Source organism: Roseimicrobium gellanilyticum (assembly GCF_003315205.1).
In the GTDB taxonomy this organism is placed as follows: Bacteria; Verrucomicrobiota; Verrucomicrobiia; order Verrucomicrobiales; family Verrucomicrobiaceae; genus Roseimicrobium; species Roseimicrobium gellanilyticum.
Genome location: NZ_QNRR01000003.1, coordinates 343,570 through 364,655, shown reverse-complemented (window position 1 = coordinate 364,655; position 21,086 = coordinate 343,570). Strand labels below are relative to the sequence as shown.

General features: G+C 59.5%; 15 protein-coding genes. 6 read left to right on the top strand and 9 right to left on the bottom strand.

The genetic code is table 11. From position 1 onward, the window contains the following. Window positions 1–164: 164 nt before the first annotated feature. The 5 genes from DES53_RS11460 to DES53_RS11440 all read right to left on the bottom strand — a co-directional run bounded on the left by DES53_RS11460 (window position 165) and on the right by DES53_RS11440 (window position 6,132). A complete protein-coding gene (locus DES53_RS11460) occupies window positions 165–2,927 on the bottom strand; it encodes a TlpA family protein disulfide reductase (RefSeq protein ID WP_113958396.1) in 2,763 nt (920 codons plus the stop codon). A gap of 6 nt (window positions 2,928–2,933) precedes the next feature. After that, the gene (locus DES53_RS11455; RefSeq protein ID WP_113958395.1) at window positions 2,934–4,091 is read right to left on the bottom strand and encodes a fibronectin type III domain-containing protein; all 1,158 of its coding nucleotides are present in this window, start codon (window positions 4,089–4,091) and stop codon (window positions 2,934–2,936) included. A 200-nt stretch (window positions 4,092–4,291) separates the two neighbouring features. Continuing rightward, a complete protein-coding gene (locus DES53_RS11450) occupies window positions 4,292–5,272 on the bottom strand; it encodes a type II secretion system F family protein (RefSeq protein WP_113958394.1) in 981 nt (326 codons plus the stop codon). 73 nt (window positions 5,273–5,345) lie between these two features. Further along, window positions 5,346–5,702 (bottom strand): DUF4282 domain-containing protein, encoded by a 357-nt coding sequence (locus tag DES53_RS11445; protein ID WP_113958393.1) that lies wholly within the window; start codon window positions 5,700–5,702, stop codon window positions 5,346–5,348. Between the two features lie 28 nt (window positions 5,703–5,730). Further along, entirely contained in the window at window positions 5,731–6,132 is a 402-nt protein-coding gene (locus DES53_RS11440) for a magnetosome magnetite crystal formation protein family (protein WP_170157058.1), read from the bottom strand. Window positions 6,133–6,308: 176 nt separating this feature from the next. On the opposite strand from DES53_RS11440, the gene alaS reads away from it, so the two are divergent. Continuing rightward, window positions 6,309–9,008: an alanine--tRNA ligase gene (gene alaS / locus DES53_RS11435; protein WP_113958391.1), complete on the top strand. Its 2,700-nt coding sequence runs from the start codon at window positions 6,309–6,311 to the stop codon at window positions 9,006–9,008. Window positions 9,009–9,170: 162 nt separating this feature from the next. Here the strand turns inward: alaS and DES53_RS11430 are convergent, their stop codons facing one another. Then, a complete protein-coding gene (locus DES53_RS11430; RefSeq protein ID WP_147263351.1) occupies window positions 9,171–10,274 on the bottom strand; it encodes a hypothetical protein in 1,104 nt (367 codons plus the stop codon). A gap of 268 nt (window positions 10,275–10,542) precedes the next feature. Here DES53_RS11430 and DES53_RS11425 point away from each other — a divergent pair, with 268 nt between their 5' ends. Further along, the gene (locus DES53_RS11425) at window positions 10,543–13,461 is read left to right on the top strand and encodes a zinc-dependent metalloprotease (protein WP_170157030.1); all 2,919 of its coding nucleotides are present in this window, start codon (window positions 10,543–10,545) and stop codon (window positions 13,459–13,461) included. Between the two features lie 163 nt (window positions 13,462–13,624). On the opposite strand, the gene DES53_RS11420 is transcribed toward DES53_RS11425, so the two are convergent. The 3 genes from DES53_RS11420 to DES53_RS11410 all read right to left on the bottom strand — a co-directional run bounded on the left by DES53_RS11420 (window position 13,625) and on the right by DES53_RS11410 (window position 18,095). After that, a complete protein-coding gene (locus DES53_RS11420) occupies window positions 13,625–14,491 on the bottom strand; it encodes a metallophosphoesterase (protein WP_170157029.1) in 867 nt (288 codons plus the stop codon). Between the two features lie 173 nt (window positions 14,492–14,664). Beyond that, complete coding sequence (locus DES53_RS11415; protein ID WP_113958387.1) at window positions 14,665–15,492, bottom strand: fumarylacetoacetate hydrolase family protein; 828 nt, start codon at window positions 15,490–15,492, stop codon at window positions 14,665–14,667. 242 nt (window positions 15,493–15,734) lie between these two features. Then, window positions 15,735–18,095: a Tex family protein gene (locus tag DES53_RS11410; protein WP_113958386.1), complete on the bottom strand. Its 2,361-nt coding sequence runs from the start codon at window positions 18,093–18,095 to the stop codon at window positions 15,735–15,737. Between the two features lie 186 nt (window positions 18,096–18,281). On the opposite strand from DES53_RS11410, the gene DES53_RS11405 reads away from it, so the two are divergent. The 4 genes from DES53_RS11405 (at window position 18,282) to DES53_RS33710 (ending at window position 21,086) form a co-directional block, all read left to right on the top strand. Next, the gene (locus DES53_RS11405) at window positions 18,282–18,542 is read left to right on the top strand and encodes a hypothetical protein (RefSeq protein WP_113958385.1); all 261 of its coding nucleotides are present in this window, start codon (window positions 18,282–18,284) and stop codon (window positions 18,540–18,542) included. 28 nt (window positions 18,543–18,570) lie between these two features. Then, window positions 18,571–18,696, top strand: coding sequence for a hypothetical protein (locus DES53_RS33855; RefSeq protein WP_281270147.1), 126 nt, complete (start codon window positions 18,571–18,573; stop codon window positions 18,694–18,696). Between the two features lie 17 nt (window positions 18,697–18,713). Then, window positions 18,714–19,703: a C-terminal binding protein gene (locus DES53_RS11400; protein ID WP_113958384.1), complete on the top strand. Its 990-nt coding sequence runs from the start codon at window positions 18,714–18,716 to the stop codon at window positions 19,701–19,703. 138 nt (window positions 19,704–19,841) lie between these two features. Beyond that, window positions 19,842–21,086 (top strand): SMP-30/gluconolactonase/LRE family protein, encoded by a 1,245-nt coding sequence (locus DES53_RS33710; RefSeq protein WP_245958144.1) that lies wholly within the window; start codon window positions 19,842–19,844, stop codon window positions 21,084–21,086.

Sequence of the window (21,086 nt, the reverse complement as noted above, 5' to 3'; positions counted from 1 at the left end):
GTTCGAATGAACAGAAAAGGCAAGGGCAAATTGCAAATATTTACCCCACCTCCGGAAACGTCTGGTCCCGAGAAAGGGGAAAGGCCGAGCATTACCCGAGCTGCCCACGGCTGGCAATGGCAGCCGAGAACTTTTTGGCAGGGGGAGCCACCGCGTGGGACCAGCTACTCCTTCCCCAGGCCCCCCTTCATCGGGTAGCCGTACTGGATGCTGTGGAGAATGTTCTCATGGCCAATGCTCAGTGTGGTGGGCCAGCAGCGCACCTTGAGCTTCCGGGCATTGGTCCGTTCCGGGTCCTGCGCCAGAATCATGGAGAGCTGGTACTGCTCACGTATGCGGGAGATTACCTTCGCATCTTCATCGCCGCAAAGCCCTACCACTACCAGATCGCCATCCGCCTTTTGCATCTCCTCCAACCGCTGCAACTCGCGGATGCACGGTCGGGAGGACGCATTCCAGAAGCAGAGCTTCAGCTCCTTCTTGGAAAAGTCCCGCAGGCGCATCGCATTGCCCTGATCATCCACGAAGTTGATGGGAGGCAGGCTGTTTCCCGGGCGAGTGACCAGTGCGGGAAGCCGATTTCGCGCGGCGGGGGCGGGTACGATCTGCTTGTCCAGCACAGCCGCGAGTTCACCGGGGTCCACGGGACCATCCATGTCCCAGACCCGCTGTCGGTGTGCATTCACAAAATATGTCGCCGGCGTGCCGCTTGCATGGAACACTTCAGACCAGCCTCGGTTCAGATCCTCCACCACTTGAATGTGCACCGGGGACTGGCCTTTCTTCTGGCCAATTTTTTCGTGGGGACCCGCGAGGCCGAGTTTCTCCTCCATTTCGTAGCGTGATACCTTGAGGCTTCCCTGCGGCACCACGACCATGAGCGAAAGAGAAAATTGTTTTTTCTTCATCATGCCCAATGCCTCGTGGATGACCTGCATGGGCTGCTCCGCGCTCCAGTCCATGAAATGCACAAGATGATTGGTGGTCAGTTCACCTCCTGGCCAGTCCGGCACCGAGGCATCGATATGGGCAAAGATGAGATCCTCCAGAATCGCTTCTCCGGTGAAGTCCGGCCAGATGTTGGGGATCTTGAACTCCTTCCAGTGCGCGTCGATGAAAATAGGCGGGAGTTCCACCGGAGCGCACGCCCCGCGGGTGTTATCCGCTCCCCACACATCATCTTCCACCACACCCCTGAGATCCCTCCGGGAGCCATAGATGGTGAGGCACACCGTGGTGCTGCGCGGCAGCGTCCATGCATGAGGAAACATGAAATGTTCTGTCTCCTCCCCGGAGAATTTTGGCATGCCTTCCCACGGCAGGGTCCACAACAGCCCGGATGTGGCGAGGGCCTTCTGGAAGGGCACTTTTTCCCACATGCCCCACTGCAGCTTTTCGATCCGGCCTCCAGGTATCCAGCTATGCAGGGCGGTGTAGCTGTCGCCGCCGTCGGCACTCCCGATGTCCGCGATGGGGGCCATGCGTTTCCCACCGGAGATGGCGCCCCGCACAATGATCCCGCTGCTGTTGACCTCCAGGATCTTGTACGCCACCGCAAGATTCGTGTCGAACCTGCGCAGAGCCACTCCGATGCGTCGGAGCGCTCCTTTGCCGATGCCCGGGGATTCGCCATCCTGGAACAGCTTGGGAACCATCTGCTGCACCGCGGGTAATGATCGATTGCGGGCATCACGCGCGGCTTTCCACGCCTCATCATGGATGCCAAATTCCGTCGGTGCGCCGGTGACATGGAGATCGCCGTCGACAGCCGTGAGAGTGACCATTCCCGAAGCCAGCTGGAAGCGCATCTTCTGGGTCACGACAATATCATAGGAATCTCGAATCGCTCCAAAGGCCACTGATGCCAGGAGCTTGGCATCGATCCTCAGCGTCACGAGTCCGGCACTCCACTCCAGCCGCGCGTCCAGAATTCGCAGCGTGAATTCGGCGACGCTGAAACCAAAAATCAGGACATCCACATTCACCGTGAACCTCACGCTGAAACCGCGCAGTGGCGCCAGCGCAGGTTCGAATTTCCCTCCCACGAACTCCTTGCTCACGGCCAGCGCGAAATCCTGATTCCCCAACCAGGCACTGTTCAGGCTGTCGACGTTTCCCGCAGGCACTCCGTCCGGCGTGAGAGATACCGGCATGGCGAGCACCTGGCTGGAACCGCTGCCCAGTGCCTTGAAGGCTGCAGAGAAGCCAAAGTCACTCGTGACATCCACGAAGTTGGGCCGGAAACGCTCGCGCACCAGCAAGATGATTTCCTTGGTAATGGCAGCCGTTACGACGTGCGCGATCGAGGTTGCTGAGATGAAGGAAATCTTGCTGTCGTCCTCCGAGGGCACGACCTTGAGCGAGTTTCCTTCACGCTTCATTTCGTAACCGATGCGCACCTCTCCGTGAATGCGCTCCGGCAGCAGAGGGCTGGGGCTGTCCGCGAGGTAGCGCGCGCGAATGAAAACATGCACGGTGACCTTGTTCATGTCGCCGTTGGCCAGGCTGATGGACGGGGCGGAAATCTGCACCTCAGCCAACCCCCTCGCCATGCTGCCGGCAGCTTCCGTGGCAGAGGTGGCAGCACTGTGCCAGTTCACAAAATGCTCCATGAGTCCCGCAGCTGTTTCTGGCGGCAGGCCGTTCAAAAAGCTTGAGAGGCCGGAGTCATTCGGGTTGGGAGCGTTTTCGGCGTTTCCCTCCCCACGATTCTGGAACCACACCGCGATCTGCAGCAAGGCAGGGTCAATGTGAAACGGCAGTGGTCCCAGTCGGATTTTGTCCGTGTGGGGAAAGGTGGCCAGCTTGGAGTTGGGGTTTTGCTCCCGTTCCCAGCGATTTTGGTGCATGGTGGCCAGCAACCCATTGATCCGCTGTACGCTGATCTGCAGCGCCGCATCGAACTGTCCCGTAATTGAATTGGCCATGGCGGGTTATACGACCTCGATTTTTTCAACGATGACCAGGGTGTTGTTGAAGGTCCGGAAGCCGCTGCGTTCCATGCTGTCTGCCTGCGCGGTGTTGTCCTGCTGATAGACGGTGCAGCCAGCCACACCGTCTACCACGGGCACCATGCCCGCATTGTCCTTCACGTCGAAAGCAATGAGAAGATCCTGAGCCGGGTCCAGCACGTAGTCGACAGTGCGCACCGTGGGTCCAGTGGCGGACAGGTCGAAATTGGTCTCAATCGTTTTCAGATCCGTGTGAGAGTCAAAATCGTCTCCGCTGCGAGCGGGTTGGGAGACAGTAACTCTTTTGAATCCCAGACCATTGGGAGCGGCGCGAAAGGTGACGCGCAGTCTGTTGCCTCCCGCACGCAGCTGTTCGCTGGGGAAGCGTTGGATGAGACAGTCTCCCACGTTGGATGACTCCCTGGTCGGCGGAGGCGCGGGCGTGGCGGGGAAGACCAGTACAGGGTTTTCTACAGGGGGTGGGGGAGTCGTGGTCTCGACGTTTACTGGCGTCGGAGGTACGAAGATCGAGGTGCCGGAGGTTCCGGCCTCGACCAGTCGACTGGCGATCTGATAGCTGAAATCCGTGGCAGCAGATGGCGTGACGTCCTCGTGCGCCTCTGCGCGGGCAATGTCCGTGTCTACAAAATCCGTGGTAGTGCCAGCTCGGAAGCGGTGAACCACGTTGCGGTTGGCTCTGGAATTGGCGTCATTCGTCCAGGTGAGACGGACCTTGTTCGCCTCAATCGCAACGGCCTTGAGATTTGATGGAGCCAGGAGGGGAATGTCCACCTCCAGTTGATTGGACTTTGCTGCTTCGTCATTCTCTCCATTCAGAGCGATGACAGTGTAGAAATATTTGGCCAGTTCCGGGCGGCCTGTATCAGCATACTGGGTTTGTGTGCTGGGGGCCGTGGAGATCTGTTCGATATCCTCTCCCTCCTCACCGCGTGAGATTTGGTATCTCATCGTTCCCACGGGACCGGCGGTCCAGGTGAGCGTGACGGTGGTGCCGTCAATCGTATGCGTGAGCGTAAGCTCGTGTTTGACGCCAAACTTGCCGCATCCCGCATACCCAAAGAGCAGCACGACAGGGACCAGGATAAAGGGTGCCAGCAGGGCGAGGTAGAACCACTCCATGATACGCGATGGGGGAAAACGCTGTGTGTTCTGGACTCGCACGCATCATTTCAGATGCGCTTATGCGCCGCAAGAAAATATTCCATACCATATTACAATGGCGCAAATGGAGTAACATTTCCGCCACTCACTGAAGGCATGTTCAGTCCGGAAATGCGCGGGCGTTCGAATAAGTAGCCCGGAATTGTTTATCGACGGTCCTACGCACCCAGCATGCTGTTCAACCCGTTGAAGTAGCTGGCAAACCCACTCACGATTCGGTACGCAACGTAAAACACGACGATGACGTAGAAGATGCGTGGCAGCCATTCCGCTGCCCGGTTTTGCGCTTGGGAGGCAAGCTCGGATTCCGCTGCGGCCCAGCGTCCCATTTCGATGTCGAGCGTACCGGTTTCCTCAGCGGTGGCGATGGATTGCATGAAGGTGATGGGAAAGGCCCCTGTACCGCGCATGGAAGGGGTGAGTTGCTCACCCTTTTCCACCTTCGCTGCCGCTTGTTTGCCGGCGTCCTCCAGCACGGCACTCTGCGAGGCATCGCCAGCCAGCCTCAGTGTGTCCGAGATGCGCAGGGCGGCGAGCAGGCAGGTCTGGAACACCTGACAGAAACGGGCCAGCGCCCAATGGCGGCGGACACCGCCCACGAGGGGTATCGAATTCAGCAACCCGTCAATTGCCGTGGACGTCGTTGCAGCTTTCAAGGCCATCTTCGCAGCTATCCCCACTGCCAGGATCAACGTCCAGGCGATGATGAGCCGGTTTAGAAAGTCCGGGAGCAATCCTCCGAGCCCTTTTCCCTGCATGATCCCGCCGAAGTCCGGAACGAAAAGACCGAGGTGCAGGAGGATGAAGGGATAGATGAGCGCTCCAATCGCCTTGTCCCGGCTCCGCTGGCGCAGGTCATAGTAGCTCGCCAGGTGTTCGAAGGAATTCTCCAGCCTGCCTCCCTTTTCTCCGGCTGCGAGCAGGCTGGTTTCAAGGGGACGCGTAGCCCCATTCTTCGCCACAGCCTCCGCCACGCTCAGTCGGGCGGCGAGCCCCTGTTTCAGACCTTCCAGCCAGCTCCGCACCGGTGCTGCAGGGCCCTGCTCCAGGAGGAGATCCACCGAGCGATCCAGGTGCACTCCCGCGCGCAGGAGTTTGCCCATCTCATGAAAAATCTGCGCGCGCTGGCGGTTGGTCATGTGCGGATGGAATCACAACGACCTGGGGAAACCAATCCCAGACTTTGTTGTCCGGGTGGATTTCCGGTTCGGTCTACAGCTTCCGGCGCTCGATGTTCTTGAGTGACTCTGCAATGGAAAAAACGGCAAGCACGACCTCCAGCGCCACACGGGTGATGAGGGCGTAGATGACGAAGAGAATGGGGGCGAAAAAGATCGCCACCACCCCTGCGAAGAGACCGCCACCCTGGCCCACACTGAAGGCGGCAAGCACCCACCTCGCCGCCAGAAGACCGGAAATCACCAGGCCCATGATGTAGAGCCAGCGGGCAATCTTCGGCGTGATGGCCGTGCGGAAGGAGAGGTCCAGCAGGGCATCAAGTATGTCCTTCTTTTCCTCGGGGCGTGCTTCGGAGATTTGGGGATTGGTCTCATCCATGGGGAGCGGCATGAAGAGGTGTTAGGGCACCACGGTCAGGTCAATTGATGAAACGGATGCAGAGAGGGTATTTGTACGAGTTTCCCTTGCTGGCTTCGATGGAGGCAAGGACGGCAAAGACGACCGCAAACACACCCACGGCGATGAGCAGGGGAATGCCGATGCAGAAGAACGCCAGAACCAGCGAAACAAGAGCATAGATGGTGACGGAGATCTGGAAATTCACCGACTCCTTTCCTTCCCGATCCACCAGGGGCATGGTCTCGCGCTTGCTGAGCCAGATCACGAGAGGCCCGATCACATTGCCGAATGGAACCAGGTAGCCGGCGAGGCTGGCGAGGTGGCACCACATGGCCATCTGCCTTTCCTCAGCGCCGGGGAAGTTGGGTGGGGGCTGGGGTGGTGGAGGGAGAGCCTGACCCGAGGGGTAAGAAGGTGGCATGGGCGGCTGGGAACCCGGCTGCGGCGGAGGCGTGGGAGGCGTGTCGTCCATAGCTGCACAGCACCGTAGCGGAAATGCCACCCCGGGGCAAGGGCGGCAGTCCGCCCGGGGGCCACATTTTCCTATGCCGTCGGGCGATCCCGCGCTAGTCTGCGCGCCCTTTTCCAGACACGCTCATGACCTCCGCGCAAATCCGCCAAGCCTTCCTCGACTTCTTCAGGGACAAGCAGCACACCATCGTGCCCTCCTCCAGCCTGATGCCGGATTCGCCGAACCTTCTGTTCACGAATGCAGGGATGAACCAGTTCGTGCCGATTTTCCTGGGTCAGATCGAGTGCCCCTACAAGCCGGGTCGTGCAGCGGACACGCAGAAGTGCATTCGCGCCGGTGGCAAGCACAATGACCTGGATGACGTGGGCTTGGACACCTATCACCACACCTTCTTTGAGATGCTGGGGAACTGGTCCTTCGGCGACTACTTCAAGAAGGAGGCGATCGCATGGTCCTGGGAATTGATCGTGGAGCGCTTCAAGTTCCCGCCGCAGCGTGTGTACGCGAGCATCTACCAGCCGGACCCCGGTGACCCCTCCGAGCGTGACCAGGAAGCGTGGGATCTGTGGGCGGAGAAGTTCCGTAGTGTGGGTCTCGACCCGGACATCCACATCGTGAACGGGAACAAGAAGGACAACTTCTGGATGATGGGCGAGACCGGCCCCTGCGGTCCGTGCAGCGAAATCCACATCGACCTCACGCCGGAAGACCGCACCGTGGAGCTGGAGAAGCGCGGCGCAAAGCTGGTGAATGCCGGCGTGCCCGAGTGCATTGAGATTTGGAACAACGTGTTCATCCAGTTCAATGCGAATCCGGATGGCACCTTCACGCCGCTGCCTGCGCAGCACGTGGATACCGGCATGGGCTTTGAGCGCTTGTGCTCCATCATCCAGGGCACGAAGAACTTTGCCGACTTCAAGAACGCGAAGATCAGCAACTACGAGACCGATGTCTTCCGCCCCATCTTCGATGAAATCGAAAAGTTGAGTGGCAAGAAGTATGGCAGCACGTTGCCGAAGACTGGCTCGACCGGCGATACGGAGCAGGAGAAGGAAGACGTGGCCTTCCGCGTGATCGCGGACCACATTCGTACCCTCAGCTTTGCGATTGCGGATGGCATCCAGCCTGGCAACACGGATCGCAACTATGTGCTTCGCCGCATTCTGCGTCGCGCGGTGCGCTATGGCCGTGCGCTTGGGTTCAAAGAACCCTTCTTCTACAAGCTGGTGGACGTCTTGGCCCAGCACATGGGTGATGTGTTCCCTGAGCTTCGTGAGCGGAAGCAGTTCGTGAAGGATGTGCTCAAGCGCGAGGAAGAAGCGTTCAACAGGACGCTGGACAAGGGGATTGCGCTTTTCGAGGCGGAAGCAGAAGAAGCGAAGTCAATCACCGGCGCCTTTGCCTTCAAGCTCTACGATGAGCAGGGTTTCCCGATCGACCTCACCGAACTCATGGCGCGCGAACGCGGTATGAAGGTGGATGTGGAGGGCTTCAAGGCGCTCATGGAAGAGCAGCGCGACCGTGCTCGCAGGGCCCAGAAGAAGCAGGTCATCACCCTCAGTGAAATCGAAACCAAGGAGCCCACGAAGTTCATTGGTTACGACAAACTCACTACGCCTGCCACGGTGTTGGAAGTGGTCTCCATGGGAGACAAGACTGCGGTCGTGCTCGATCACAGCACCGCGTACGCGGAGATGGGGGGGCAGGTTGGCGACAGCGCCGTGCTCATCCATGGCGCGAATTCCTGGCGCGTGAGCAACACGCAGAAGTCTGGTAACACCTGGCTGCATTTTGTGGAAGGAGACGAAGCGCCCGTGGAAGGCTCCAAGGTGGAACTGGAAGTGGACAAGGTTCGCCGGGATGCCATCGAACGTCATCACACGGTGACGCACTTGCTGCATTGGGCACTGCACGAGGTGGTTTCCAAGGAGGCGACCCAAAAGGGCTCCTTCGTAGGACCAGACAAGCTGACCTTTGACTTCAATAACGCTGCACTGACGCCCCAGCAGGTGCGTGACGTGGAGAAGCTCGTGAATGAGCGCATCGTGGAGAACAGCCATGTCTCCTGGCAGGAAGTGCCCTACTCGGAAGTGAAGGCGCGTCCGGAGATCATGCAATTCTTCGGAGACAAGTACGGCGATACCGTCCGCGTTGTTCAGATCGGCGGCCAGCCTCGCGCGCTGAATGGCTACAGCATGGAACTCTGCGGTGGCACCCACACCCGTGCCACGGGTGAGATTGGTCTTTTCCGCATCGTCGGGGAGGGCGCGGTGGCTGCCGGCGTGCGCCGTATCGAGGCCACCGCGGGTCTCACCGCCTATGAGCAGTCCCTGCAGGACAGCTTGCGCATCGCGGCACTCGCGCAGCAGCTGGGCACACCCATCGCGGACCTGGAGAAGCGCATCGACGGCCTGATTTCCCAGCAGAAGGATCTTGAGAAGCAACTCAAGGCGTTGCAGCAGAAGCAGGCTGCGGCGGCTGCGAATGAGCTGCTCGGCAAAGCGACCACCGGTGCTTCCGGTGTGCCTCTGATTGCCGCCCAGGTGGCAGGCACCGGCGATGAACTTCAGGGTCTCGCCGAGGCACTCAAGGGCCGTTTCCAGGGCGTGGTGGCCCTCGTGGGTGCTGCGGGTGATCAAGTGGCCCTCGTGGCCTCCGTCTCGCCGGAGCACACCAAGGCCATCCAGGCCGGCAAGATCATCCAGACCATTGCCCCCATCGTCGGTGGCAAGGGCGGCGGTCGCCCCGACTTCGCCCGTGGCGCCGGTAAGGACGCCTCGAAGATCGCCGACGCACTGGCCAAGGTAAAGGAACTGGTGGGCTGAATCCGACAACAACGTAGAAGGCTTCTCCAGAAGCCTTTCATCAGATTGCATGCTCCTGAGGAATTCTCCCCTCAGGAGTGTGGCCAGGTGTCTCAGAATACTCACCTCTCGGTAACGCGTCCCCTCCAAAGGCTTCTGGAGACGCTTTCTCCATTCGAGCGGTCACTTCCTTCCGCTCGTCTTCACCACGTAGGTTCTCATCATGGAAGGCGATATGCCCATGACCTCGCATGTTGATTGCCTCATGTGGGGCCAATTCTCGATTCCGCCCCAATCGTTGAACAACCTCTCCACCACATAATAGCTGAAGGCCTTCAGCTTGGGATACTCCGGTTTCCGATATCCCACTTCCACGTATTTGCCGCCCTTGGCCCCGACGTCCCATGCTCGGCGCAGGAAGAAATCACGGGTGGACTCCAATCGCTCCAGTTGCGGCCAGGAGTGCCATCCCAAGCAGTGATGAAGAGACTCAGAGCAATGGAACGCGAACAGGACCTTCGTTTTGGAACAGAGGTCGGGAAAGAGCTGCTGATTGAAAATTGGCGGTGTCCGGGACTCTTCGTGGACGGGGCCGGAATAGAACACCTCATCGGTATGACGGCATCCCCAGAGGACCAATTCTTCAAGCTCCGGCATGGACCGGACGTGGTCTTCCAGGGCTTTTCCAATCTCGGAATTGTAGATCACCAGGCGTCTGATTCTGGGCGGGAGGCGCTTGATGCGCTTGAGGTCCACCCCACTGAAAGGAAGAACCAGGGTGCCGGTACAATCGATGTTGTTGATGATTTCATGCAGGCGGGGAGTTGGTTCCACGCCGAAGAGATCCACCAGATCAAATTCTGTGAACAGCGTTGCAGTGATTTTCCCGCGAGTCCCTGGCCGGTCGGACGTGGAACTGGCATTGACATAGTTCAGCATGCTTTCGGTCGCGGGCTTATCATCCACCAGAGGTGTGGTGACAAATTTCAACGGTGGCATGCACTGGGAGTCATCAGTCCCTGAAGCGATAACATAGGCGAGGGGATCGTACAGGGTCATATAGGACCGATGGACCTGCTTGGTGAGTTGCGGATCCTTCATGCGAACGGCACCGTGAAATTCCGTTCTCCTCACGATGTAAGGCCCTGAGGGCGGTTCCCAGAAACAGAGGGGAACACTGGAGACGAATTCCGGTGGGTGGATTTTGGATGCTTCCTGGGCAGGTGCGGGAATGCTCAACATCATCCACAGCGGCAGCAGCACCCGGAGAGGGATTGCTTGGGCCATGGATGTGACCGGGGTAGGGTGGGGCAGAGGCATGGGACGTGCGCTGGCGAAGGAGAAGGTACGGGTGGAATAGCGAACGGTTTTTGATAAAAGTTGCAAAGCAACACAGCCTCAAAGGAAGATGGGGTGGGGGCCCTCTAGCCGCTCCCTTTGCTGCTCAATGTTGGGGCGTGTTTCGCGAATGGCTGTGCGCTCAAGCCCTAAGGAATGTGGCAAGATCCACGTTTCTCATTCCTTACCCTGCGAACGTCTCGTCACGTCACACGCCATGAACGCGCTCTCTTCCTACCTCGTGGGCATGCTGGCCACGGTGGCTACCGTGGTTGCCCTTGGGCAAAACGCAGCCCCGACCCCGGCCCCGGCACCTTCTCCTGCGCCAGCCCCTGCTGCTCCCCCCAAACCCTCCGAGCCCGCCCCAGCCCCCGCGCCTGAAGTTCGCAAGGCGGAAACGGCGAACAAGCCCAAGGTGGCCGCTCCCGCCACCGCACCCGAGAAGAAGGCTGAGGAAAACAAGCCAGCCACCGCCAAGCCAGCGCCAGCACCCGCTCCTGCTGCCGAAGTCGCAAAGCCCCAGCAGCCAGCACCCGCCCCTGCACCAGCACCCGGCCTTCCCGCTCCTCCCCAGCCACCCGGTGCGCGCAAACCAGAAGCGGACAACCAGGCGAAGACCAAGGACATTGCCGCCCAGCCCAAGCCGGTGCCTGCCAACCCTGAGCCTCCGAAGAAGAAGACGATCGAAGAGGTCACCAAGAATTGCGAAGACGACAAAGGTCTTTTCCGTGTGTACCGCGACAAGGACAACGGTACCGTCTTCCTCTACATCAAGAAGAAGCAACTCGACCAGGAGTTCATCTACTTCTCCCATACCGTGGATGGTGTCGTGGGTGCCGGCAGGAATCGCGGTCAGTTTGGCGATGAGACCGTGTTCACCATGCATCGCAACTATGAGAAGGTGGAGTTCGTTGGCCGCAACACCGCATATTACTTCGATCCTGAGCATCCGCTGGCTCGCGCGGCACGTGCCAATGTGAGCGATGCCGTGCTCGCCTTGGAGCCCATTGTGGCGGAGAACGACGAGGGCATCCTCATCAACGCGGGCAATCTCTTCCTGCGTGAAACACTCCGCCAGGTGAAGCCCAGCTCGGGCAACGATGGCAAGTCCCTTCTCGGCAAGCTTTCCGAAACAAAAACGAAGTTCACCCGCACCAAGTCCTTCTCGCGGAACACCCTCTTCGTCGTGGAGTACGTGTATGAGAATCCTTCGCCGCCCAGACGTGATGATGAAAAGTCTGCGCAGGACGTGACGGACCCGCGGTACGTGAGCGTGAAGGTGCAGCATACGCTCATCGCGATGCCGGAGAATGACTACCAGCCGCGCTTCGATGACCCCCGCGTGGGCTACTTCATGACGCAGCTCACGGACCAGACTTCCACGGAAGCCACACCCTGGCGCGACTTCATCCACCGCTGGCATCTGGTGAAGAAGGATCCGAACGCGCCCGTGAGCGAGCCGATGGAGCCCATCACCTGGTGGATTGAGAACACCACGCCGCACGAGTTCCGCCCCATCATCATGGAGGCTGGTTTGAAATGGAACCAGTCGTTTGAGAAGATTGGCTTCAAGAACGCCGTGGTCATCAAGGAGCAGCCGGACAATGCTGAATGGGATGCCGACGATATCGACTACAATGTGCTGCGCTGGACCTCCTCGCCCAAGCCGCCCTTCGGTGGTTATGGACCGAGCTTTGTGAATCCTCGCACGGGCCAGATCCTGGGTTCGGACATCATGCTGGAGTTCGCCTTCGTGAAGAACCGCATCTTTGCCCGCCGCCTCTGGAGCGAAGTGGGCATCGTGGGCACGGATGCTGCACAGGGTGGTGGTGAAGACGAGCATGCCTGCATGGCGGGCAATCTCACGCAACAGGGCCTGATGTTCGGCACGAACATGATGCGCCTGCGCAAGGCAGATCAGGTGGACTTCGATGCGATGATCAAGGAGAGCCTCACACAGCTCATCCTGCATGAACTCGGACACACGCTGGGACTGAACCACAACTTCCGCGCCAGCCAGATGCTGAGCCCGGCCGATTTGCAGAAGCGTGAACTGACGCAGAAGACGGCGCTCAGTGGCTCTGTGATGGATTACATGCCCATGAACCTCGGCCCGGACAAGGCGCATCAGGGTCAGTACTACATCACCGACCCGGGGCCCTACGATCACTGGGCCATCGAGTACGGTTACAGCGTCGCAGCGCCGGATGCAGAAGGGGAGAAGCAGCGTCTAGCGGCCATTGCCGGGCGCTCGCATGAGCCGCAACTCGCCTTCGCCAACGACGCGGATGACATGCGCGGAGCGGGTAAGGCCATCGACCCACGTGCCATGATCTATGACATGAGCAGTGACCAGATTACTTATGGTACACAGCGCTGTGAACTCGTCCGCCAGGCGACGGGCAAGCTGCTCGAAGAGTATCCGAAGGACGGCACGAGCTGGCAGGAGCTGACAAATGCGTATGTCTCACTCACGTCCGATGCAGGCAATGCACTCGCCGCCATTTCCCGCTACGTCGGCGGCGTGTATGTGGAGCGTCCTTTCGTGGGACAGGTGAAGCAGGGGGCGCCACAACCTCTGCGCCCCGTGGAGGCGGAGAAGCAACGCGCGGCCATGCAGACTCTGGCGAAGTATGCCTTTGCTCCCGATGCGTGGACGGCGCCTGAAGTGCTCATCTCCCACATGCAGCAGCAGCGCCGCGGGTTCGACTTCCGCAGTGAGGGTGAGGATCCGAAGCTTCACGAGCGCGCACTGAAGATTCAGCGTGGCCTTCTGGATCACCTGATGCACGTGAATACGCAGAACCGCATCCTCGACAGCTCTCTGTATGGCAACAAGTACCCGCTGCATGAAGTGATGTGGGACCTCACCAAGGCCATCATCCATGGAGAGGGTGAGAGAGGTGAGATCTCCACGCAGCGGCAGAACCTGCAGATCGACTATGTGGATCGCCTGCTCGGCATCGTGCAGGGTCGCGGACACCTGCCGGCGGTGCAGAGTGTGGCACTGGCACAGCTTCGTCAGATCCAGACCTACTTCACGGCCCTTCAAGTTAAGGCCCCTGCAGCCAACATCGCCCACATTGAGTTTGTGAAGTACAAGATCGCCCGTGGGCTGGATGAGCAGGGGAGGTAGTAGCAGAAGAACGTGGAAGGCTTCTCCAGAAGCCTTCATTGCGCCGCTCTCTCAGTGAACTGGAATGCGACAGGGCGGCGAAGTCATCGATGTGAATTGAGAGATTGCAGGATCTTCTGACGTGAAAGGCTTCTGGAGACGCCTTCTGCACTGGAGCGCCTGCTCACACCGCGTCCGTGTTCACCACATCAAAGCACGCAATCTCCGGTGGGCAGAAGAAGCGCACGTGGTGCTCAATGGTGCCGATGCCGCGATTCACGTAGAGCTTGAGATCTTTTCTGGGGCCCACGTTGTAGAAGCCTGCCTGATAACGCTTGCCCCAGCTTGGCAGGATGAGCGCGCCCCATCCGGGCACGCGCACTTGACCGCCATGGGTGTGACCTGAAAGTTGAAAGGCCACACGAGGATCGATGGCGAGGTTGTCCGCGAAGTCTGGCTCATGCACCAGGGCGATCACACGGTCATCCTTGCGCAAGCCGTCGGCCGCGTTCCGCCAGTTCGGGGTCCCGGCCCAGGCACTCTGCAAACCCGCGATCACCAGCTCTCCGCCCTTGCACGTGACTCGTGTGTGGTGATTCTGCAGGACCGAGATGTGCTGGTGATTCAGCGCGCCTGCCACGCGCGTGCGGCTGTCCCAGTGGTCATGATTGCCCAGGCAGGCATACACGCCAGTGGATGCCTCAAGGTCACCGATGATTCGTGCAAAGTCATTGATGCGGCTGCTGGTGTTGGAGATGTAATCCCCCGTGAGCAGCACGATGTCCGGTTTGAGCGCGTTGGCCTGGCGTACACATTCCTGGACGAAATCCTCCTCGTACAGGGGGTCGAAGTGGAAGTCTGTGAGGGACACCGCGCGAAAGCTGCGTGGCGCCCGTTCCCCGAGGGCGAGCTTCAGATCATGGTGCTCCACCTTCAGACGGTGCCTCTCCAGGGAGGTCCCATAACCGTACGAAGCGCCTCCCGCCAAAAGAACGGGAGCGTAGAAGTGCCTGAATCTCTTGAGGAAAGAACGCCGGTTCTCTGAAATCATGTGTGAGGGGGCAACCGTTGCCGGGGAGGAAACTGGTACCTCCAGCACGGGAGATGCCAAACAAATAGAATGTAAAGTCTGCAGCGGCGGCATGCATTGGACAGGCCTTCGGGGAAAACGTTGAAGACCCACATCCTCCTCTGCCAGCAGGTTGCTGCCAGGTAGCGCCTCCGCTAGTCCATCCGGTTCACCAGCTCGCCGATGCCCTCAATGCGGATGCGCACCTCGTCATCGGTCTGCAGGCAGAAATCATCGGGTGGCACAATGCCGGTGCCAGTCATCATGAAGCAACCCACAGGGAAGGATTCCTCCTTGTAGAGCCAGCCCGCGAGCTCTTCGAGATCCCGTTTCATCTGCGCGAGCGTGGTTTCGCTGGAGAAGACCTTTTCGCAATCACGGATGATGTCGCATGCGATGGAGGTCGTCTCTGCCAATGGCTTCTCTGCAATCAGGATGCCTGGGCCCAGGGCCGCACAATTCTTGAAGACCTTGGCCTGCGGGAGGTAGAGTGGATTCTCGCCCTCGATGTCCCGGCAGCTCAAGTCATTGCCACAGGTGTAGCCGATGATTTTGCCGGCCTTGTTGATCACCAGCGTGAGTTCCGGCTCGGGGACGATCCACTTCGAGTCCTTGCGACGATGCAGGACGCCATGCGGTCCCACGACGCGCTGCGGTGTGGCCTTGAAGAAGATTTCGGGACGGTCGGCTTCGTACACCTTGTCATAGAAGGTGGCCCCCCCTGCGTCCTTGGACTCCTCCATGCGCGCCGTCTTGCTGCGGAAATAGGTCACGCCACTGGCCCATACCTCCTGGGTGCCGATGGGCGGGAGCAACTCCTGATGCGTGACGCCATCGGTCACAATGCCCTTCGAGGCCTGATGACGGAGCCACTCGGGAAGGTCTTCCTTGTTCAGAAGCTCATCCCAGCTCGGGACATCGATGATGAAGCACTTTTCATCGAGCTCGAGCACCGGTCCGGCGTGGGTCTTGTAGATGATCATGAGAACCTCACGCTAGACGGCACTCGCATCGGCACAACCCCAAAGTAGAAGGCCTCTCCCCATGTAGAAGGCTTTCCCAGAAGCCTTGCTCAGGAAAGTAGAAGGTCTCTCCAGAGGCCTTGTTCCGACAAACTCGCATACCGAGGGCGCGTTTCGGAACGAGCACGAAAAAAGCCGCACCTGCTCAGGTGCGGCCATCTCTGAAAGGCTTCTGAAGAAGCCTTCCACTTGGTTGGTCAGCCCTACTTCTTCCCCTTCTGCACCGCCGCGGAGAACCAGTCGCCGCCACCCATCCCGCCCATACCACCACCCGAGCCACCACCGCGAGAGCCGCTGCCGCTGCTCTGGAAGCTGCGATTGCCACCGCCGCCACCTTGACCGGGGCGTCCACCTCCCTGTCCGCCGCCACCGCCTGAGCCGCCCTTCTTGCTGCGGTCGAAGTCAGGGTTGGACTTCATGGAGAGGGCGATGCGCTTGCGCTCCAGATCCACTTCGATCACGGTGACCTGCACCTTCTGCTGCACTTTCACCGCCTCGCTGGCGTCCTTGATGAAGTGATCCGCGAGCTGGCTCACGTGCACGAGGCCATCCTGGTGCACGCCGATGTCCACAAACGCGCCAAACGCGGTCACGTTTGTCACGATGCCGGGGAGCTTCATGCCCACCGTGAGGTGTTCGGGCTTCTCCACGCCTTCCTGGAACTTGAAGACCTCAAACTGCTTGCGCGGGTCACGACCGGGCTTGGAGAGCTCGGAGAGAATGTCCTGCAGGGTCGGCAGACCGACTTCTTCGCTCACATACTTGCGGGCATCGATCTTCTTGCGGAGGTCTTCCTTGCTGAGCAGGTCGCTCACATCGCAGGAGAGATCCTTCGCCATGCGGTTCACCACGTCATAGCGCTCGGGGTGCACGGCGCTGGTGTCGAGAGGATTCTCCGCGCCACGGATGCGCAGGAAGCCTGCGGCCTGTTCGAACGCCTTGTCACCAAGACGCGGCACCTTCTTCAGTTCGTCGCGAGACTTGAAGGGGCCATTCTCATTGCGGAACGCCACGATGTTCGCGGCGAGCAGCGAGTTCAGGCCGGACACATACGAGAGGAGCTGTTTGGAGGCGGTGTTCACCTCCACGCCCACCGCGTTCACACTGCTCATCACCACGTCATCGAGGCTGTCCTTGAGCAGGGTCTGATCCACATCGTGCTGGTACTGGCCCACCCCGATGGATTTCGGATCGAGCTTCACCAGCTCTGCGAGAGGGTCCATGAGACGGCGGGCGATGGAGACGGAGCCACGCACGGTCACGTCATGATCGGGGAATTCTTCGCGCGCCACTTCGCTGGCGGAGTAGATCGAGGCGCCGCTCTCATTTACCATGAGAATGGGGATGTGCTTCGGCAGACCGATCTTCGCGAGGAACATCTCCGTCTCGCGGCTGGCAGTGCCATTGCCCACGGCGATGGCTTCGATGTTGAAGCGCTGCACGAGATTCGTCACCAGCACCTTCGCGGCGATGAGGCTGTTGCCTTCACCCAGGAGGTACATCACGTCGTTGTGCAGCAGCTTGCCCTGGGCATCGAGGCACACGATCTTGCAACCGGTGCGGAAGCCTGGGTCCACACCCATCACGCGCTTCTGTCCCAGTGGTGCCGCGAGGAGGAGTTCGCGCAGGTTGTCTGCGAAGACCTTCACGGCTTCGGCGTCTGCTTTCTTCTTGGACTCAAGGCGGGCTTCCGTCTCCATGGAGGGAGAAAGAAGGCGCTTGTATCCATCCAGCACGGCTTCACTCACCTGCTTGCTGCACGCGGTGTTGCCTTTCACGAAGAAGGGCTCGAGCAGGCGAATGGCGTCGCCTTCGGGAGCAGTCACACGCATGATGAGAAAACCTTCCTTTTCACCACGGCGGATGGCCAGCATGCGGTGGGAGGGGATGTTCTTCAGAGGCTCGCTCCAGTCGAAGTAGTCGCGGAACTTGGCCGCTTCCTTGTCCTCTTCCTTGCCAAACATGACCTTGCTCACCACGGTGCCTTGCTCATTGATGAGGCGGCGGATGGCAGCACGGGCTTCGGCGGAGTCGCTCACGCGTTCGGCAATGATGTCGCGGGCCCCGGCCAGGGCATCGACGGCCGTGTTCACCTTCAGTTCATCTTCCACATCAGTCTTGATGTAGTTCACTGCTTCAGTGGCAGGGTCAGCGGAGCCGTTGGTCTGGTTCTGCTCCAGCCAGTCGGCCAGTGGCTCCAGTCCCTTCTCCTTGCCGATGGTGGCGCGGGTGCGGCGCTTCGGGCGGAAGGGGGCGAAAAGGTCTTCCAGCACGGCGATGGTGGTGGCTCCCTCGATTTTCGAGCGCAGGGCGTCGGTCATCAGCTTGCGCTCGTCGAGCGACTTCACGATGGCCTCGCGGCGTTCGTCGAGCTGGGCCAGGCGCAGCATGCCGTCACGAATGCCGGTGATGGCCACTTCATCCAGCATGCCGGTGGCCTCCTTGCGATAGCGCGCGATGAACGGAACGGTGCCCCCTTCGGCAATCAGCTTGGCAGTCGCGGTGACCTGCAGGGGTTTGACGTTCAGTTCACGGGCGATCGTCTCAACGTGTTTCAGATTCATGGATGGTCAGCGTGCAGAGATGCAGGGTCGGATTCTTTGGGGGATGAGGATCTCAAAGGGGTAGCGGACACGCCGGAAGCGGCAAGCAAAAGGTGCAGAGGGGCGATTTTCGCTTGCGCTGGCTGGCTGCTTCCGCAGGAGAAAATGAAGAATTTTCCTTGATGAAAATTGCGGGAGGACTCCAGCATGGCGGCCATGCAACCCAAGCCGGCGTGGAAGACCTATCTGATGGTGACTCTTGCGATCTTTCCCACGCTCCTAACCTGGTTGTTTTGGGTTACGATCATCGCACCGAAAATCAGCCATCAATGGGACAAGATTGCTGCCGATGCTTCGTTTCAGGATATGTCACACGCTATACGATTGATGGCGTACTGGTCCATTGTTTTTGGCTGTGGTCGCGACTCTCGTGACCGTGGAGTTTACTTTGAAGAAATGGTGGCCTAGATGGCGGCTGACAGTTCTTTCGGCTCTCGTGATTCTCATCAACGCATTGCTGCTCTTCACCTTCTGTTTGAGCTCCGTAGTCTCCCTCGTGCTTGTGGATATCGCTAGAAACGGCATCGAGTCAGTGGAGAAAAAGATGGGACGTCGCAATTGATAAATTTTCTGCATACCATGCCCGCCAAAGTCATCATCACCGATTTCGTCACGGAACCCCTCGACGAGGAACGCCGCATCCTGGGGGAACTCGCGGAGGTCATTGCGCTGGATGCCCTCTGTGAGGATGAGCTCATTGGTCGCATCGAGGATGCGGATGCCATCATGATGTATCACCAGTTCAATGTGACCTCTCGCATCATCGAGCGCCTCACGAACTGCAAGCTGATCATCCGCTGCGGTGTGGGCGTGGACAACGTGGATCATGCCTTCGCCCGCACGCGCGGCATCCCGGTGGCCAACATCCCGGACTACGGCACGGAGGACGTGGCGGACACCGCGATTGCCATGATGATGACGCTCACACGTGGCGTGCATTTGATGAACTCCCGGCTGCAGCGCAACGTCGGCCCCTGGCACTACTCACCCATGGTGCCCCTGCACCGCCTGCGTGGTCGCGTGTTTGGCATTGTGGGGCTGGGTCGTATTGGTACGTCGGCGGCGTTGCGTGCGAAGGCACTGGGCATGGATGTGTGGTTCTATGATCCCTATGCACCGGATGGCAAAGACAAGTCCCTGGGTGTGCGCCGTGCCGAGTCGATTGAGGAACTCTTCGCCAAGTCGTACGTGCTGTCCCTGCACTGCCCACTGACGCCGGAGACGCGGTTGCTGGTAAATGCGGAGACGCTGAAGCTTCTGCCGCAGGGATCCTATGTCATCAATTCGGCGCGTGGTGCAGTATCCGACCCCATGGCCATCCTGCGCGCCATTGAAAACGGTCACCTCGCCGGTGCCGCACTGGATGTGTTGGAGAAGGAACCGCCGTCCGACAGCGACCCATTGCTTCAAGCCTGGCGCGATCCGCATCATCCCGCCCATGACCGTTTGATTCTCAATCCGCATTCCGCCTTCTACACGGAAGAAGGCCTGCGCGACATGCGCGTGAAGGGAAGTGAGAATGTGCGACGCGTGTTGCTCGGACAGGCGGCGAGGAATGTGGTGAATTGAGAAAGTCCGGAGGGCGGCGTCCGTAGTGCGGAAGTGTCCGCGGTATGGAGCACTTATTCATCGAATACCCATTGCCTGCTTGCGTCTATTTCGTCATCCTGCCCTTCGAAAAACTCAGTTCCGAAACGCTTTCTAAGTATGAACACCCGCCGCACTTTCCTCACCACCTTTGCCACTGCTGCTGCCGGAGCCGTTTTGGGACGTGACTATGGTCCGAATGCCCAGCCCTCGCGGTACCCGGATCCGGATGTGCTTGCGCTGGACCCCTCCTTCGGAAAATACATCCAGGGGAATGCGCCGATTCAGCGCCTGCACACGGGTTGCCTGTGGGCGGAGGGACCCGCGTGGAGCACGCATGGAAACTACCTGATGTGGAGTGACATTCCCAACAACGTGCAGATGCGCTGGCTGAATGAAGACGGGCATGTCAGCACCTTCCGCAATCCCTCCAACTACAGCAACGGCAACACCTTTGACTACGAAGGCCGCCAGATCTCCTGCGAGCACGGTACGCGTCGCGTGGCCCGCTACGATCGCGATGGCAAGATTACGGTGCTGGCGGACAAGTTTGACGGCAAGCCCCTGAATGCTCCCAACGACGCCGTGGTGCATCCCGACGGCGGCATCTGGTTCACCGATCCCGGCTACGGCAGCATGGGAAACTACGAGGGCTACAAGGGAGAGCTGGAACTGAAGGAAGCGGTGTATCGCATCGATCCCGCAGGAAAGATCGAGAAGGTCACCGATGAAGTCGTGAAGCCGAATGGCCTCTGCTTCTCACCCGACTACAAGAAGCTCTACCTCGTGGACACCGGCTCGCCGAAGAACATCCTTGTGTACGACGTCGTGGATGGAAAGAAGCTGGCGAACCGGAAGGTGTTTGCGGTGATGAATCTCGATGTCGACAAAGAAACGTCGACGCTTCGAGAGGCTGCCATAAAAGCAAAAGAGGTGTATCGCGAAGCTTCCACGCAACTGTTTCCGGCCACTGGGCCCGGTCGTCGCGCCGTACCCTCACGAGACACATGGCCGCGGGAGCTCCTCGACAAGGAGCAAGGCATGAAGACCGCGGAACAAGACTATGAAAGGCGCTATGGGATGCTCAGTCCTCTGTCGGACTTTGTGACCAAGGGCAAGGGAGGCTCTGACGGCGTGCGTTGCGATGTCGATGGTAACGTTTGGGCCAGCACTGGCTGGGTTGGCGACAAGTATGACGGTGTCGTGATATTCTCCCCCGAAGGAAAGCCTATCGGTCAAATTCGACTCCCCGAAACCGGCAGCAATCTTTGCTTCGGCGGCCCCCGCCGGAATCGACTCTTTATCACCGCGAGCCAGTCCGTGTATTCCGTCTACGTGAATACCCAGGGCGCTCACATCTGCTGA

Coding starts and splice junctions, on each gene's coding strand:
- DES53_RS11415 (WP_113958387.1), bottom strand. CDS start 15,492: ATGATCATCTACAAGACCCACGCCGGACCGGTGCTCGAGCTCGATGAA.
- DES53_RS11400 (WP_113958384.1), top strand. CDS start 18,714: ATGCCCGCCAAAGTCATCATCACCGATTTCGTCACGGAACCCCTCGAC.
- alaS (WP_113958391.1), top strand. CDS start 6,309: ATGACCTCCGCGCAAATCCGCCAAGCCTTCCTCGACTTCTTCAGGGAC.
- DES53_RS11455 (WP_113958395.1), bottom strand. CDS start 4,091: ATGGAGTGGTTCTACCTCGCCCTGCTGGCACCCTTTATCCTGGTCCCT.
- DES53_RS11430 (WP_147263351.1), bottom strand. CDS start 10,274: ATGGCCCAAGCAATCCCTCTCCGGGTGCTGCTGCCGCTGTGGATGATG.
- DES53_RS11445 (WP_113958393.1), bottom strand. CDS start 5,702: ATGCCGCTCCCCATGGATGAGACCAATCCCCAAATCTCCGAAGCACGC.
- DES53_RS11405 (WP_113958385.1), top strand. CDS start 18,282: ATGGCGGCCATGCAACCCAAGCCGGCGTGGAAGACCTATCTGATGGTG.
- DES53_RS11460 (WP_113958396.1), bottom strand. CDS start 2,927: ATGGCCAATTCAATTACGGGACAGTTCGATGCGGCGCTGCAGATCAGC.
- DES53_RS33710 (WP_245958144.1), top strand. CDS start 19,842: ATGAACACCCGCCGCACTTTCCTCACCACCTTTGCCACTGCTGCTGCC.
- DES53_RS11410 (WP_113958386.1), bottom strand. CDS start 18,095: ATGAATCTGAAACACGTTGAGACGATCGCCCGTGAACTGAACGTCAAA.
- DES53_RS11425 (WP_170157030.1), top strand. CDS start 10,543: ATGAACGCGCTCTCTTCCTACCTCGTGGGCATGCTGGCCACGGTGGCT.
- DES53_RS11450 (WP_113958394.1), bottom strand. CDS start 5,272: ATGACCAACCGCCAGCGCGCGCAGATTTTTCATGAGATGGGCAAACTC.
- DES53_RS11440 (WP_170157058.1), bottom strand. CDS start 6,132: ATGCCACCTTCTTACCCCTCGGGTCAGGCTCTCCCTCCACCACCCCAG.
- DES53_RS11420 (WP_170157029.1), bottom strand. CDS start 14,491: ATGATTTCAGAGAACCGGCGTTCTTTCCTCAAGAGATTCAGGCACTTC.